Below are 15,240 nucleotides of genomic sequence, written 5' to 3' on the forward strand. Positions count from 1 at the left end.
GGGCCGCCACCCCCTGTTCACGTTAGGGGGATGTCGACGGGGTTCTTGGCGCCGGCCACGGCGGCGCCCTTGAGCTGGTCGGCGAGCTTGGACGAGGAGGGGTCGCCGTAGACGCGCAGGGCCTTGACGCGGCTGTTGGCGGGCACGTCGAACCACAGGTCGAAGGCGCACATCTCCTGGGAGGCGATGGTCTGCACGCCGTTGGGTGCGCGGGAGATCTGCATGGCGTCGTAGCTGGGGGCGTGGGTGGTGCCGTCGGCGGTGACGAGGAGCTGCTTGACGGGGTTGAAGTCATGGCGTTCGCGGCCATGGTTGACCATGAGGAGGCGTACGCGGACGAACTGGCCATGGGGGATCCAGCTGCCGTGTGAGCCGATGACCTCGGGGATCTTGGCGCGGAGCCCGATCGCGGTGTAGGTGACCTCGCCGATGATGGCGGTCTTGCCGCTCAGCGCCTGCTCGTGCTCGGGAAGCGGCTGGGGCGGGATGTGGTAGTCGCGGTCGGGGTGGCCGCAGCCCGCGGCGGCCAGGGCCAGCGCGGTGAGGAGCGTCACGCGGAGTGTGATCGCGAATGGGCGCACAGCGCGACGGTAGGGGCGGCGGCGGCCGCGCGAAAGACCCTGTGGCCGACGCGTAGAGCGCCTGTGGCCGAATCGAGACCGGGAACGACGATGAGCCCGGAGCGCCTTTGGTGCCGTCCGGCCCGGCGGCCCGTGCAGGCCTTCCCCGGCCCTGCACGGGGGGGGATCGGGTCGTACGTTTTCTACTCAGCGCTCCGGGCTCTTGCCCTACAACGGTAGCGAGACTGGAGTGACTGGTGCAAAAGATGTGAGAAATCTATTCGCGTTCGCGGATGGCGCAGGTGAGTCTGGCGGTGCAGACGCGGCGGCCTTGTTCGTCGGTGATGACGATCTCGTAGCTGGCCAGCGTGCGTCCGCCGTGCAGGCGGGTGGCGACGGCGGTGACGTGTCCGCTGGTGGCGGCGCGGTGATGGGTCGCGTTGATCTCGATGCCGAGGGCGATGCGATCGGGTCCGGCGTGCAGGGCCGCGCCGACGGAGCCGGTGGACTCGGCCAGCACGCAGGAGGCGCCGCCGTGCAGGACGCCGTACGGCTGGGTGTTGCCCTTGACGGGCATGCGGGCCACGACGCGCTCGGGGCTCGCCTCGAGGAGCTCGACGCCCATCGCCGTGGCGAGGTCGCCGCGCGGTTCGATGCCGCCGAGATCGTTCACGGGGCCGCCGTCGGCGCTGCTCATGAAACCTCCATCACGTGCGTGGAACTGTCGTAGCGGAAGACTAGGCTGCTGGCGTGGTGACGACGGAAGCGACCTCTGAAAACGCGCGCCTGCTGCTCCTGGACGGGCATTCCCTGGCCTACCGGGCGTTCTTCGCGCTGCCCATCGAGAACTTCTCGACCACGACGGGTCAGCCGACCAACGCGGTGTACGGCTTCACGTCGATGTTGATCAATGTGCTGCGCGACGAGGGGCCCACCCATGTCGTGGTGTGCTTCGACCGGTCCGAGCCGACGTTCCGGCACGAGACCTACGTCGAGTACAAGGCGAACCGGCGGGAGACGCCGGACGACTTCCGCAGCCAGATCAGCCTGATCTTCGAGGTGCTCGACGCGCTGCGCATCCCGCGGCTGTCCGTCGCGGGCTACGAAGCCGACGACCTGATCGCCACGCTCGCCACGCAGGCCGTCGAGCAGGGCATGGACGTGTCGATCGTCAGCGGCGACCGTGACGCCTTCCAGCTCGTCGGCCCGCACTGCACGGTGCTGTACCCGCGCAAGGGCGTGTCCGACCTGGCCCGGATGACGCCCGAGGCGGTCGAGGAGAAGTACGGCGTGCCGCCGGAGCGGCACCGGATGCTGACCGCCCTGGTGGGGGAGACCAGCGACAATCTGCCGGGCGTGCCGGGCGTGGGCCCGAAGACCGCCGCGAAGTGGATCACCAAGTACGACGGGCTCGACGGCGTGATCGAGCACGTCGAGGAGATCACGGGCAAGGCCGGGGCGAGCCTGCGCGAGCACCTCGGCGAGGTCATGCGCAACTACCAGGTCAACGAGCTGGTCCGCGACGTGCCGCTCGACGCGGCGCCGACGGAGCTGGTGATCGGGCAGTGGGACCGCGACGAGATCCACACCCTGTTCGACACCCTGCAGTTCCGGGTGCTGCGGGAGCGGCTGTACGCCACGCTGTCGGCGGTCGAGCCGGAGGCCGAGGAGGGCTTCGAGGTCGAGATGGCCCGGCCGGGGCCGGGCGAGGTCGCCGCGTGGCTGGAGGAGCACGCCGCCGGGGAGGGCCGGGTCGGGGTCGCGGTCACCGGCACGTGGGGTCGGGGCACCGGCGACATCACCGGCATCGCGCTGGCCACCCAGTCCGGCGCGGGCGCCTTCATCGACCCAGTGGAGCTGCCGGAGGACGACGAGCGGGCGCTCGCCGCGTGGCTGGCCGACCCGAAGCGGCCGAAGGCCGTGCACGACGCCAAGGGCCCGATGCTGGCGTTCGCCGCGCGCGGGATGCGCCTCGACGGCGTGACCAGTGACACGGCCCTGGCCGCCTACCTCGCGCTGCCCGGCCAGCGCTCCTTCGACCTGGGCGATCTGGTCCTGCGCTACCTCCACCGGGAGCTGCGCAAGGAGGCCGACGACGGCGGCCAGCTGACCATCGACGGCTCCGGCGAGCAGGAGGCCGCCTTCGACCTGGTCGTACGGGCGCGGGCGGTCGTCGACCTCGCCGAGGCGCTCGACGCGGACCTGGAGCGGCGGGGCGCGACCCGGCTGCTGCAGGAGGTGGAGCTGCCCCTCGTGGACGTCCTGGCGGGCCTGGAGCGCGTCGGTGTGGCCCTGGACATCGACTACCTGGCCAAGCTGTCGGCGACGTTCGGCGCCGAGGTCAAGGCGATGGAGGAGGCCGCCTGGGAGGCGATCGGGCACGAGTTCAACCTCGGGTCGCCCAAGCAGATCCAGCAGGTGCTGTTCGACGAGTTGGAGCTGCCGAAGACGCGCCGCACCAAGACCGGCTACACCACCGACTCCGACGCGCTGACGAGCCTGTTCGCCCAGACCGCCCACCCGGTGCTGGAGCACCTGCTGCGGCACCGCGAGGTGGCCAAGCTCAAGAGCATGGTCGACTCGCTGATCCCGATGGCCGATGATGACGGGCGCATCCACACGACGTTCGGGCAGATGGTCGCGGCCACCGGGCGGCTGTCCTCGGCCGACCCCAACCTGCAGAACATCCCGATCCGCACGGCCGAGGGCCGGCAGATCCGCGAGGGGTTCATGGTCGGGGAGGGCTACGACTGCCTGCTCACCGCCGACTACAGCCAGATCGAGCTGCGGATCATGGCGCACCTGTCGGAGGACGCCGCGCTGATCGACGCGTTCGGGTCCGGCGCGGACTTCCACACGATCACGGCGTCGCGGGTGTTCGGGCTGCCGCCCGAGCAGATCGACGGCGAGCTGCGGTCGCGGATCAAGGCGATGAACTACGGCCTGGCGTACGGCCTGTCGGCGTTCGGGCTGGCACAGCAGCTGCGGATCACGCCCGACGAGGCGCGGGCGCTCATGGCGGAGTACTTCGAGCAGTTCGGCGGGGTCCGCGACTACCTGCAGGACATCGTGGTCAAGGCCCGGCAGGACGGCTACACCGAGACGATCATGGGGCGGCGGCGCTACCTGCCGGACCTGACGTCGGACAACCGGCAGCGGCGGGAGATGGCCGAGCGGATGGCGCTGAACGCGCCGATCCAGGGGTCGGCGGCCGACATCATCAAGGTCGCGATGCTGGGCGTCGACCGGGCGATGCGCGCGGCCGACCTGCGGTCGCGGATGCTGCTGCAGGTCCACGATGAGCTGATCTTCGAGGTGGCGTCCGGCGAGCTGGACGCGCTGCGGGCCCTCGTACGCGAGCAGATGTCCGGCGCGTACGACCTGCGCGTGCCCCTCGACGTCTCGATGGGCACCGGCCGCACCTGGCAGGACGCCGGCCACTGAGCGCGGGCCGCTCCGCGGCGGACCGGTACGGAGTTCGGGTGGGTCCCCCGGAGGCGGTTGCAAGATCCGGTGAGCGGGAAGTAACGGTGCGCACGGTCTCATAGATCGTCGTGGGCCCGAACTCCTGGGGGGACCCGTGCCGCACCTTCACCGACTCGCCGCCTTCCTGATCGCCGCCGCCGTGGCCGTCGGCCTGCTACTGCCGTCGGCAGGGCATGGCGGCCGCGCGCCCAAGGCGAACGCGCGCCGCATGGGCTCCGAGGTGGCCGCTTCGACGGCGTCGCCGGCGCGCGGCACCGGCCGGGGCCGCCGGGCGGTGGCGCCGCCGAGCCCGGCCGCCGCGCCGCCGAGTCCGGCGTTCGATCACGCGAAGGCGGCCGCGGCGGCACGCGCCGTCGGCGCCAACGAGCTCGGCCAGGTCCCGATCCTGATGATCCACCGGGTGCTGGCCAAGCCGCTGGTGTCCCTGGACCGCACGCCCGCGCAGCTGTACGCGGAGTTCACCCGGCTGGCGCAGGAGGGCTACGTGCCCGTGACGGCGTCGGAGTTCGCCACGGGCCGGATGAACGTTCCGGCCGGCCGGCATCCGGTCGTGCTGACCTTCGACGACGGCTCGCCGACCCACGTGGCGTTCGACGCGGCCGGGAATCCGGCGCCCGACACCGCGGTCGGGGTGATCGAGCGGGTGGCCCGGGAGCACCCGGGGTTCCGGCCGGTCGCGACGTTCTTCGTCAACGCCGATCCGTTCGCGCTGGGGGACCGGGCGGCGGGCGCGATGCACTGGCTGGTCCAGCGCGGGTACGAGGTCGCCAACCACACCACCCACCACCTGGACATGACCGGGATGAGCCACGGCGCGGTGGCCAAGGAGATCGGCACCGACCAGAAGATGATCATGGATGCGACGGGTGTCCCGGCGGTGACGTTCGCCTTCCCCTTCGGGGCGCCGGCGCGGCTGGCGTGGGCCGAGCACGGTGAGGCGGGCGGAGCCCAGTGGAACTTCCGAGGAATGTTCCTCGCCGGGTGGCGTCCGGCCGACTCGCCCTTCACGAAGGACTATGATCCTCGGCAGATCCCGCGGATCCGCGACGACGGCCGGATAAGGGAAGACGACTGTCGGCAGTTCTGCTCGATCGCCTGGCTCGACTGGCTGGCCCGCAATCCGGACAAGCGCTACACATCCGACGGGGATCCAGCCACGGTGGCCTTCCCGCAGGCTAAGATGATCTATCTTGCCAAGGGAGTCGGCGACCACGCGTGCCCCTACTGAGCGTCCGTGAGATTGACCGCACCCGCTATGGTCCCATATTCTGATCGCTGCGCTGTGGGCCTGCGCGCGCCTCGGACAGAGCAGGCTCGCGCTCGGTCACGTCGACATCGGTATGGTCACGCCGCCGGTTCATCGGCAGGGACGGATAACTGGCCCTCCGCGCAGCACAGGCAACTACGCATGTCCGTACCCGGAGCCATCCCACACATGACGAGCAGCACCGAGGCCACCTCGAGTACCCCGCAGGTAGCGGTCAACGACATCGGGTCCGAGGAAGCCTTCCTCGCGGCGATCGACGAGACCATCAAGTACTTCAACGACGGCGACATTGTCGAGGGCACTGTCGTCAAGGTCGATCGAGACGAGGTCTTGCTCGACATCGGCTACAAGACCGAGGGCGTCATTCCCTCGCGTGAGCTCTCGATCAAGCACGATGTCGACCCGAACGAGGTCGTCAAGGTCGGAGACCACGTCGAGGCCCTTGTTCTCCAGAAGGAGGACAAGGAAGGTCGTCTGATCCTGTCCAAGAAGCGCGCCCAGTACGAGCGCGCCTGGGGCACGATCGAGAAGATCAAGGACGAGGACGGCATCGTCACCGGTACCGTCATCGAGGTCGTCAAGGGCGGCCTCATCCTCGACATCGGCCTGCGCGGCTTCCTTCCCGCGTCGCTGGTGGAGATGCGCCGGGTTCGCGACCTTCAGCCGTACGTCGGCCGGGAGCTCGAAGCCAAGATCATAGAGCTGGACAAGAACCGCAACAACGTGGTCCTGTCCCGCCGTGCCTGGCTGGAGCAGACCCAGAGCGAGGTCCGCCAGACCTTCCTCAACACCCTCCAGAAGGGCCAGGTCCGCAAGGGCGTCGTGTCCAGCATCGTCAACTTCGGTGCGTTCGTCGACCTCGGCGGCGTGGACGGTCTGGTGCACGTCTCCGAGCTGTCCTGGAAGCACATCGACCACCCCTCCGAGGTCGTCGAGGTCGGCCAGGAGGTCACGGTCGAGGTCCTCGACGTCGACATGGAGCGCGAGCGGGTCTCGCTGTCGCTCAAGGCGACGCAGGAGGACCCCTGGCAGCAGTTCGCCCGCACCCACCAGATCGGCCAGGTCGTTCCGGGCCGGGTCACCAAGCTGGTGCCGTTCGGCGCGTTCGTGCGGGTCGAGGAGGGCATCGAGGGTCTGGTGCACATCTCCGAGCTGGCCGAGCGCCACGTGGAGATCCCCGAGCAGGTCGTCCAGGTCGGCGACGAGATCTTCGTCAAGATCATCGACATCGACCTCGACCGGCGCCGCATCAGCCTCTCGCTGAAGCAGGCCAACGAGACCGGCGGGACGTTCACCGACGAGGAGTTCGACCCGACGCTCTACGGCATGCCCGCCGAGTACGACGAGCAGGGGAACTACAAGTACCCCGAGGGCTTCGACTCGGAGACCGGCGACTGGCTCGAGGGCTTCGACGAGCAGCGGGAGACCTGGGAGCGGCAGTACGCCGAGGCCCGCACCCGCTTCGACGCCCACAAGAAGCAGGTCGAGGAGGCCCGCCGCGCCGAGGCCGAGGCGGCCGGCCCGCAGTCGTACAACACCGAGCAGCCTCAGGGCGGTGAGACCGGCGGTGCCCTCGCTTCCGACGAGGCGCTCGCGGCGCTCCGCGAGAAGCTGTCCGGCGGCCAGGAGTAAGACGACAATCAAATAACGGCGAGGAGTAGAAGACCACGTTATGGTCGATTCTCACTCACGCGTCCGATCTGGGGGTCCCGTCGTTTCGGCGGGGCCCCCGGTCGTTCCCCAGGAGCTGTCGCGGATCTCGCTGATCGCGGTCACCGTCGCGGTGCTCGCCGCGGTGCTACGGACGGCGTTCCCCGCGTTCGGGCATTTCACCGAGTCCGGCGGGGCGGTCACCGCCACCCTGGTGATCCTCCTGTCCGGCCTGGCCAGTGTCCTGGCGCCCGCCGTCCGGGCGGTCGCCGGGCCCCGCGGCCTGCTGGTCGCCGGGGTCGGTGGGCTGCTGCTGGTTCGGCTGGCCATGCAGGCCCTGTCGCCGGCGCTGTGGCTCGCCTTCGCGGGCGCGGTGTTCGGGATGCTCGCGGTCACGGCGCTGTACGAGGCGGCGCGCGGCCTGTCCGGCACCGGGTTCGCGGTCGCGGCGACCGCCGGGCTCACCGGCGACACCGCGCTGCGGCTGGCGTTCGGCACGTGGGACCCGCCCTCCCGCCCGGGCGTCGCCGCCTGGATCGTCACCCTGCTGGTCGTCGCCGGCGGTGCGGCAGCGCTCGTCGCATGGCTGCGCACGCCACCGGTCGAGGCGCCGGTGATCGGCTGGCGTGACGCGCTCGGCGCGGCCGCGCTGGGGCCGTTCCTGGCCCTGCAGATCCTCGTGCTCTCCAGTCCGGCGTTCACGTCCTCCAGCGGAGCGCTGCCGCTGGCCGTCGCCGGCGCGGTCGTCCTGCTCGGCCAGGCGCTGAGCCTGGCGTTCCTGTCCTCGGGCCTGGCCGTCGCGGCCGTGCCCGGCGGGGTGTGCGTGTTCGGCGGGACGATCCTCGGCGTGGGCGCGGCGGCGGTCACCGGCCGGTACGGCCTGACCGGCGCGGTGGCGATCGCGACGGTCATCGTCGGGCAGGTGCTGTCGGCGTGGCTGCTGGCGGTCGCCTCGCGGGTGCCGCTGCGGCGCGGCGGCTACCGCGGCCGTCCCGCCGAGCGGGGCGGGCCGCCGCCGAACGTCAAGGTCGCCGACACCGGCGGCCGGGCCTGGCGCATCGACCTGGGAGCGGCCCTCGGCGGCCTCGGCATCCTGGTCGTCCTCCTGCCCTACCAGCTGCACTACATCCACCCGCTGCCCCTGCCGAACAAGGTCCTGCCCGGCCTGGCGGGCATCGCCCTCGGGCTGCTGTCGGCGATCGCCGCCGCGCGCGGCGGTCCGCTGCCGGCCCGTTCGGCGATCCGCGCCCTCGGCGCCGGCGCGGCGGCGCTGGTGCTCGTGGCCGTCCCGGTGATCTACGCGGTCACCGCGCCGTCGGTGACCGGTGCGGCATCCCTGCCGGGCACGTTCCGCCTCGTCTCGTACAACGTCCACGACGCGGTCGGCGGCGGGGGACGGCTGGACCCGGAGGCGGTCGCCCGCGCGATCGAGGCGCAGCACGCCGACGTCGTGGCGCTGCAGGAGGTCGGCCGGGGCCGCCCCATGTCAGGGACCGTGGACGTCGCGTCCTGGCTGGCCCGGCGGCTGAAGATGCGGCTCGTGTGGGGGCCGGCCGCCGACCACCAGTACGGCAACGCGGTGCTGACCCGGCTGCGGGTCAAGGCCACCGGGACCGGACGGCTGCCCGTGGGCGCGGGCCCGCAGGCCCCCGGCTACGTCTGGGCGCGGATCGACGCCGGCGGCGGACGCACCGCCGACGTGTGGTCCGTCCAGCTCCAGCAGGGCGCCGACCGGACCCAGACCCGGCAGGCCGAGATCGTCAAGCTGCTGCAGCTGTGGAGCGGCGCCCCCCGTACGGTCATCGCCGGGGACATGGGCGCCGGCCCGGGCAGCCCGGAGCTCAGCCGGCTGTCCGCGCAGAGCGGCCTGGGCAGCCCGATCGAGTCCCCACCGCCGACCACGACGGGCGGCGGGCGCGTCGACTGGATCCTCGGCAGCGACGACCTCGGCTTCGACAACAGCGCGGTCGACTCCTCCCACCGGGCCTCGGACCACTACCCGGTGGCCGCGACCGTCCGCGTGGTGGGCTGAGGATGGACGAGGTCCGGATCGAGCACGCCGGCGTCGACGACGCCGGCGAGATCCTCACCGTGCAGCGCGCCGCGTACGTCACCGAGGCGCAGCTGCACGGTGACCCGTTCCTGCCGCCGCTGGTCGAGTCCCTCGACCAGATCCGGAAGATGATCGCCGAGTCGCTGGTCCTCAAGGCGAGCGTCGGGCCGCGGCTCGTCGGGTCGATCCGCGGCCGGTTCAACGAGCGCACGTGCCTGGTCGGCCGCCTCGTCGTCGTCCCCGACCTGCAGGGGCGGGGGATCGGCGCGGCGCTGATGCGGGCACTGGAGGCGGAGGCGGCCGGGCGGGCCGACGCGTGTGTGCTGTTCACCGGGCACCTCAGCGAGGGGAACCTGCGCCTGTACCGGCGGCTCGGCTACGCCGAGACGAGCCGGGAGCGGGTAGCCGACCACCTCATGCTCGTCCACATGCGCAAGGGTCTCCTGGCCGCCGCGCCGGAGGAGTGAGTACGCTCGCGGGCGTGCTGAGTGTGGGGTTGACCGGAGGCATCGGGTCGGGCAAGAGCGAGGTGTCCCGGGGGCTGTCGGCGCGCGGCGCGGTGATCGTCGACGCCGACGCCGTCGCCCGGGAGGTGGTCGAGCCGGGCACGCCCGGCCTGGGCGAGGTCGTCGCCGAGTTCGGCGAGGGCGTGCTGCTCGCGGACGGCTCCCTGGACCGGGAGAAGCTGGGCTCGATCGTGTTCGCCGACGAGGCGAAGCGCGCGCGGCTCAACGCGATCGTCCACCCGCGGGTGGGGGAGCGGATGCGCGAGCTCGTCGAGCAGGCGCCGCCGGACGCGATCGTCGTCTACGACGTGCCGCTGATCGCCGAGAACGGTCTGGCGGGCATGTACGACCTCGTGGTGGTCGTCGACGCGCCCGTCGAGGAGCAGGTGCGGCGGCTGACCGGGTTGCGCGGCATGACCGATGCGGACGCGCGCGCCCGCATCGCCGCCCAGGCCACCCGGGAGCAGCGGCTGGCCATCGCCGACCGGGTCATCGACAACTCCGGCACCCTTGAGAAGCTCGCGGCGCAGGTCGACGAACTGTGGGCCGAGCTGACCCGGCGCGCCGGCGTGACGGTGGGCGACCCGTGATGACGCGGACCACTTGGGCGATCGCGGGGCCGGCGCACCGTACCGACGTGGGGAGTGGCTGATGATGCGGGTGACCTGGGCGACCGATCAGGGCAGTCCGGCTCGGCCGAATGAGGACTTCGTCGCGACCGCGCTCGGCGCCGCCGTCGTGCTGGACGGCATGAGCATCCCGATGGATCTCGAGACCGGCTGTGTGCACGGCCGCCCGTGGTACGTCGGGCGGCTCGCGACCCGGCTGCTCGCCGCCCTCCTCGACCACGGGCAGGACCCGGCGGCCGCACTCGCGCAGGCGATCACCGAGACGGCCGCCGCGCACGGTGGCCGCTGCGACCTGGCCCACCCCTGGACCCCGGCGACGACCGTCGTCGCGCTGCGCGTGCGCGACGAGGTCGCCGACTACCTGGTGCTGTCGGACTCCACGCTGCTGCTCGACCAGGGCGGGGAGGTCACGGCCCTGACCGCCGAGGGCAGCGGGTTCGCCGCCGCCGACCCGCGCGTGGCCGGGCAGGCGCTCACCGGGAGCGCGCCGCTGCGCGACGTGCGCCGGGCGGCGCTGCTCACCGACGGCGCCACCCGGCTGGCCGACCGGTTCGGCCTGGCCGACTGGCCGGGCACGCTCGCCACCCTGGCCGAGCGGGGCCCGGTGGCGCTGATCGAGCAGGTCCGTGAGGCCGAGCGTTCCGACCCGCACGGGCAGCGGTGGCCCCGGAACAAGCGGCACGACGACGCCACCGCCGCCTACTGCGAGTTCGTCTAGGGGGTGTCCGGCGTGTCTTGGTCGCCGTGCGGGCGGACGGAGATCCGCCGGACACCCTCTAACCCTTGAGCACGGAGCGGAGGGTGTCCGGGCGGTTGGTGATGATCCCGTTGACGCCGTAGCCGATCATCCGGCGCATCGTGGTGCGGTCGTTGACGATCCACACGAAGATCTTCAGGTGGCGTTTGTGCACGCTCTTCACGTAGCCGGACGTGACGTCCTTGTACGTGGGGTTGACGTACTTGGCGTACTTCGCGACGGCGGATAGTTGCCCGGTGGTGGGCGTGCCGAGCACGCCGAGCGGCACCGCCGGCAGCAGCTTGTGGAACGTCTTGAGCGAGGACCACTCGAAGCTCTGCACGATCAGGTGGCCGGGGCGCAGCCAGTACGGGTGGGTCCGCAGGTCGGCCGCGATCCGGTTCGTCATGCCCGGGTACAGGGACGGGTTCTTGATCTCGAGAAGGAGCTTGAGGCCGGTGCTCTGCATGCCGTTCAGGGTCTCGTCCAGGGTCGGCACCCGCTCGCCCTTGTACTTGGCCGAGAACCACGAGCCCGCGTCGAGCCGCTTGATCTGCTTGAGCGTGTAGTCGCGGACCCGCCAGGGCGACCCGTGCGGGTAGACCTTCTCGACGTTGGTGGTCCGGCTGAGCGTCGCGTCGTGCATGATGACCAGCTTGTGGTCCTTGGTCTGCTGGACGTCGAGCTCGAAGTAGTCCGCGTGCCTGGTCTTGGCCTGCCGGAAGGACGCGAGGGTGTTCTCCGGCGCGTACGCGGAGGCGCCGCGGTGCCCGACGTCGGCCACCGACGTGGCGGCGGAGGCGGTGCCGGTGAGCGCGAGGGGGACTGCCGAGGCGAGTGAGACGACGACGAGGCGTGCGGCCATGGCCATCCTTCGGCGACGGGGGGTGGGCTCGGCAATGATCATGCTCCGCCGGAGGGACCGCCGGGCGAGAACGCCATGTTTCGGAGATGACACTCATGTTGACATTCGGTAACGCGGGTCCTGTAGGACCGCGATGCCGGGCATGTCGCCGCTGAGGATCACAGCGGCCGGCTCGGCAGGGGTGGCAGCCCTGCCCACGCCTGCCGAGCCTGTTCAGGACCCGCGATCGGCCGCACCACGGGAGACGGACGCGCCACCGCGTCCGCCTCCCGCCACGTCTACTCGGTGCGCAGGGCGGTGGCGGTGCGGGTTCGGGCGGCCCAGCCGGCCGGGAGCAGCGCGCCCGCCGTCGCGAGGACCAGCCCGCCCAGGACGAGCGGGGCCAGCACCGGCAGGTCGTACACGGCGATGTCCGCCGCCGGGAACCTCGTGCCTGCGGCGTGGCCCATGACCGGCAGCACGTAGTCGTGCAGCGCGACGCCGATCGGGACCCCGAGCGCACCGGCGAGCAGGCCGATCCCGGCGACCGACGTGATGACCATGGCGACCGTCTGTCTCGGTGACATGCCCAGTGCCTTCAGCACTCCCAGGTCGTGGACGCGTTCGCGGGTGTCGAGCACGACCGTGTTGAGGACGCCGAGACCGGCCACGGTGAGCAGCATCAGCGCGAGTATCGCGGCCAGCGTGTCCATGGCGACGACGATGCTGCTCACCTCCCCGGAATTCGTCTCGGCGGTGACGCCGATCGGGCGCAGGGCCGCATTGAGGGAGTTCACGTACGCCTGGGTATCGGTTCCCGGCCGGAGGTCGACGGCGAACTCGGTCGACCCCGGGATGACGGAGACACCGAGGCCGGCCAGGGACGCGTCGTCGGTCAGGACGGTCATGCCTTCCTCGCGCAGGTCGAGGGCCTCGCCGACGATCCGTACCGGGGCCGTACGGCCGTCGCCGGTCAGGGTGACGGTGCTCCCGATGTGCGATCCGGTGGCCTTGAGGAAGCCTGAGGGGACCACCGCCTGGCCCGGGCCGCTGAACCAGGAGCCGGAGACCATCTGGTACGAGCCCCAGGACGAGTCGCCGTGGAAGGCGATCACGGTCGTCGCGCCGGTCAACCCCGCCACGCCGACCCGGGCCTGGCCCGTCCTGAAGAACCGCCGGGTTCCCGGTTGCGCACGGATCTTCTCGGCGATCGCATTCGGGTCGGCCGTCCGGAGCGCGCCGGAACCAGGCGCCGGAACCGCCTGGACCACGACCGTGCCGGGGGTCCGGCGGTTGAGGCCGTCCTGAATGTCGCCGAGCGACATGGCCAGGCCGACGCCGAAGGTGACCCCGATCGTGCCGAAGGCCACGGCCGCGCCGATCGTGGCCGACCTCGCGGGCTGGGCGAAGGGGGTGGCCAGGCCGAGGCTCACCGGGCGCGGCAGCGGCAGCCGGCCGAGCAGGTGCCGGACCGCGCGTCCCCGTCCGGCTCGCGGAGTGCGGCCGATGGCGATCGCCTCGACGGTCCGCAGCCGGCCGGCACGTAGCGCGGGCACCAGCGCCGTGGCGGCGACCGCGGCGAGAGCGGCGGCGGGGACCGCGAGGTCGATCCACGGGGCGATCGTCAGGGTCCCGGTGCCGTACGCGCGTTCCGCCTCGCCCAGGATCGGGACCGACAACAGGTTGCCGAAGAGGACGCCCAGGACGGTGCCGACGGTCGCGGGGATCAGCGCCTGTGCGACGTAGGCCCGCACGACCTGTGCCGGGGTGAAGCCGAGGGACTTCAGGATTCCGATACGCCGGGTCGCGGCGCTGACCGCGCCGCTGACGACGATCCCGATGACCAGGACCGACATGAACAGGCCGAGCACCGCGAAGGTGACCACGAACGGGACGAACGTCGCCGAGTTGCGGCTCGCGGCCAGTCTGATCTTCAGGTAGGACGCGCTGCCGGTCATCGATCCCGGCGGCACGGCGGCGGTGATCGCGGCGCGGTCGGCGGCGATCTGGGCGTCGGTGGCGGCTCTGGTGAAGCGGTAGAGCATCTGATGGGCGGGGGTGCGGCCGGGCGCGGTCAACGCCGCGAGCTGTGCCGGAGACACCCATGCCTCGGCGCTCGCGCCCACCGACTTGGCCACCCCGACGACGGTCAGCGTCGGGTCGCCCGGCGCGTCGGGGAAGGTCATCTGGTCCCCGATGTCGATCGGCGGGCCGTCGCCTTCGGCCATCACGATCTGTCCGGGCCCGGTGGCCCATCGGCCGGCGGCGAGGTCGATGTCGTCGACCGGTCCGCCCGGGGTGGACCGGCCGACGATCGCCATGGGCGGTAGCAGGTCGCCCGCCGGTAGGCCGAATCGGTTCCGGCCGGGGCGCGGGCGCAGGGCGAGGACGGGGAACGGCCCGGCGGCGGCCGTCACGCCCGGGGCGTGCGCGGTGGTCGCGACCCGCTCGGCGGTGACCTTGGATCCGTCGAACTGCGCGGTCAGGTGTGCGCCTTTCTGCCTGGCGAAGGCGCGGTCGAACGGCGCCTGCGACGCCACGAGGAGACCGGCGGCCAGCACCGACGCCGTGACCGCCAGCATCGTGGTCAGCGCCATCACCAGAGTCTGGACCCGGCGCCGTCCGACGCCGGCGCGCACGACCTTGCCGAGAGCGCTCATCGGACGGCCGTCCGGACGTCGCGGACGATCCTGCCGTCGACGAGCTCGATGGTCCTGGACGCGCAGGAAGCGGCGAGCGCCGTGTCGTGGGTGACCAGCAGGATCGTCTGCCCGGTCCGGTTGAGCTCGACCAGCAGTTCCGTGACGTCCGCGGCGGACGCGGTGTCCAGCGCGCCGGTCGGTTCGTCGGCCAGCAGCAGCGGGGGGCGGTTCATGAGCGCCCGGGCGACGGCGACGCGCTGGCGCTCCCCGCCGGACAGCCGGCCGGGGAAGGCACGGGCGTGCCGGGCGATTCCGAGGTGTTCGAGTAGTTCGGCCGTACGGACGCGGGCCTTCCCCCGTGGCATGCCGGCCAGCTGGGCCGGCAGCAGGACGTTGTCCTCGACGGTCAGGTCGTCCAGGAGGTTGAAGAACTGGAAGACCATGCCGATGCGTTCCCGCCGGTACTTCGCCAGGGCGGCCTCGCTCAGCGCGTCGACGCGGACGCCGTCCACGGTGACGCTGCCGTCGCTGGGCTTGTCCAGCCCGGCGACCATGTTGAGCAGGGTCGACTTGCCGCTGCCCGATGGGCCGAGTACGGCCAGCGCCTCACCGGCGCGTACTTCCAGGCTCAGGCCGGCCAGCGCGGGCCGTCCCGCGTCGTATCTCTTGCTCACGTCGCGGATCTCGATGATCGGCGCGCTCACGGGTCCTCCAGGGGATCGGGGCGGTTTCGACGCGACGACGCTAGGAGCGGCACGGTGCCCGGCGCGTCGGCAGTCGTGACGAACTCCGGTCCTCCGCCAGGGGGACGGGGCGGCGGGTCATCACTGCGATGTACGCCGGTGCGACGGAGACTCTCGTCATGGG

12 protein-coding genes are annotated in these 15,240 nt (G+C 71.8%); 7 read left to right on the forward strand and 5 right to left on the reverse strand.

What is annotated here, in order from left to right; all coding sequences use genetic code 11:
- Positions 1–17: 17 nt before the first annotated feature.
- Together ACQP2O_RS16900 and ACQP2O_RS16905 are read right to left on the reverse strand one after the other, a co-directional pair.
- A complete protein-coding gene (locus ACQP2O_RS16900) occupies positions 18–581 on the reverse strand; it encodes a DUF4352 domain-containing protein (protein ID WP_433185448.1) in 564 nt (187 codons plus the stop codon).
- A 256-nt stretch (positions 582–837) separates the two neighbouring features.
- Positions 838–1,257 (reverse strand): PaaI family thioesterase, encoded by a 420-nt coding sequence (locus ACQP2O_RS16905; RefSeq protein ID WP_433185451.1) that lies wholly within the window; start codon positions 1,255–1,257, stop codon positions 838–840.
- A 53-nt stretch (positions 1,258–1,310) separates the two neighbouring features.
- Here ACQP2O_RS16905 and polA point away from each other — a divergent pair, with 53 nt between their 5' ends.
- From polA to ACQP2O_RS16940, 7 genes are all read left to right on the forward strand, one after another.
- Positions 1,311–4,004 (forward strand): DNA polymerase I, encoded by a 2,694-nt coding sequence (gene polA / locus ACQP2O_RS16910; RefSeq protein WP_433185454.1) that lies wholly within the window; start codon positions 1,311–1,313, stop codon positions 4,002–4,004.
- Between the two features lie 136 nt (positions 4,005–4,140).
- A complete protein-coding gene (locus tag ACQP2O_RS16915) occupies positions 4,141–5,274 on the forward strand; it encodes a polysaccharide deacetylase family protein (protein WP_433185457.1) in 1,134 nt (377 codons plus the stop codon).
- 207 nt (positions 5,275–5,481) lie between these two features.
- The gene (gene rpsA, locus ACQP2O_RS16920) at positions 5,482–6,945 is read left to right on the forward strand and encodes a 30S ribosomal protein S1 (RefSeq protein ID WP_360878649.1); all 1,464 of its coding nucleotides are present in this window, start codon (positions 5,482–5,484) and stop codon (positions 6,943–6,945) included.
- 40 nt (positions 6,946–6,985) lie between these two features.
- Positions 6,986–8,995, forward strand: coding sequence for an endonuclease/exonuclease/phosphatase family protein (locus ACQP2O_RS16925; RefSeq protein ID WP_433185460.1), 2,010 nt, complete (start codon positions 6,986–6,988; stop codon positions 8,993–8,995).
- A 2-nt stretch (positions 8,996–8,997) separates the two neighbouring features.
- Positions 8,998–9,483: a GNAT family N-acetyltransferase gene (locus ACQP2O_RS16930; RefSeq protein WP_433185463.1), complete on the forward strand. Its 486-nt coding sequence runs from the start codon at positions 8,998–9,000 to the stop codon at positions 9,481–9,483.
- 14 nt (positions 9,484–9,497) lie between these two features.
- Positions 9,498–10,112 (forward strand): dephospho-CoA kinase, encoded by a 615-nt coding sequence (gene coaE, locus ACQP2O_RS16935; RefSeq protein ID WP_433185466.1) that lies wholly within the window; start codon positions 9,498–9,500, stop codon positions 10,110–10,112.
- 61 nt (positions 10,113–10,173) lie between these two features.
- Positions 10,174–10,869 (forward strand): integrase, encoded by a 696-nt coding sequence (locus tag ACQP2O_RS16940; RefSeq protein ID WP_433185469.1) that lies wholly within the window; start codon positions 10,174–10,176, stop codon positions 10,867–10,869.
- A 58-nt stretch (positions 10,870–10,927) separates the two neighbouring features.
- Here ACQP2O_RS16940 and ACQP2O_RS16945 read toward each other — a convergent pair whose 3' ends face one another.
- From ACQP2O_RS16945 to ACQP2O_RS16955, 3 genes are all read right to left on the reverse strand, one after another.
- Positions 10,928–11,752: a glycerophosphodiester phosphodiesterase gene (locus tag ACQP2O_RS16945; RefSeq protein WP_433185472.1), complete on the reverse strand. Its 825-nt coding sequence runs from the start codon at positions 11,750–11,752 to the stop codon at positions 10,928–10,930.
- Positions 11,753–12,030: 278 nt separating this feature from the next.
- Positions 12,031–14,391: an FtsX-like permease family protein gene (locus ACQP2O_RS16950; RefSeq protein ID WP_433185475.1), complete on the reverse strand. Its 2,361-nt coding sequence runs from the start codon at positions 14,389–14,391 to the stop codon at positions 12,031–12,033.
- Positions 14,388–15,077 carry an ABC transporter ATP-binding protein gene (locus ACQP2O_RS16955; RefSeq protein WP_433185477.1) on the reverse strand — a complete coding sequence of 230 codons (690 nt, stop codon included), beginning with the start codon at positions 15,075–15,077 and terminating at the stop codon, positions 14,388–14,390. The genes ACQP2O_RS16950 and ACQP2O_RS16955 overlap by 4 nt, the downstream gene beginning before the upstream one ends.
- Positions 15,078–15,240 lie beyond the last annotated feature (163 nt).

This window comes from Actinoallomurus sp. CA-150999 (assembly GCF_050942425.1).
Taxonomy (GTDB): Bacteria; Actinomycetota; Actinomycetes; order Streptosporangiales; family Streptosporangiaceae; genus Actinoallomurus.

Bases quoted from the DNA above. Each gene is read 5' to 3' on its own strand.
- ACQP2O_RS16905 (WP_433185451.1), bottom strand. From the start codon at position 1,257: ATGAGCAGCGCCGACGGCGGCCCCGTGAACGATCTCGGCGGCATCGAA.
- rpsA (WP_360878649.1), top strand. From the start codon at position 5,482: ATGACGAGCAGCACCGAGGCCACCTCGAGTACCCCGCAGGTAGCGGTC.
- ACQP2O_RS16925 (WP_433185460.1), top strand. From the start codon at position 6,986: ATGGTCGATTCTCACTCACGCGTCCGATCTGGGGGTCCCGTCGTTTCG.
- ACQP2O_RS16930 (WP_433185463.1), top strand. From the start codon at position 8,998: ATGGACGAGGTCCGGATCGAGCACGCCGGCGTCGACGACGCCGGCGAG.
- ACQP2O_RS16940 (WP_433185469.1), top strand. From the start codon at position 10,174: ATGATGCGGGTGACCTGGGCGACCGATCAGGGCAGTCCGGCTCGGCCG.
- ACQP2O_RS16945 (WP_433185472.1), bottom strand. From the start codon at position 11,752: ATGGCCGCACGCCTCGTCGTCGTCTCACTCGCCTCGGCAGTCCCCCTC.
- ACQP2O_RS16950 (WP_433185475.1), bottom strand. From the start codon at position 14,391: ATGAGCGCTCTCGGCAAGGTCGTGCGCGCCGGCGTCGGACGGCGCCGG.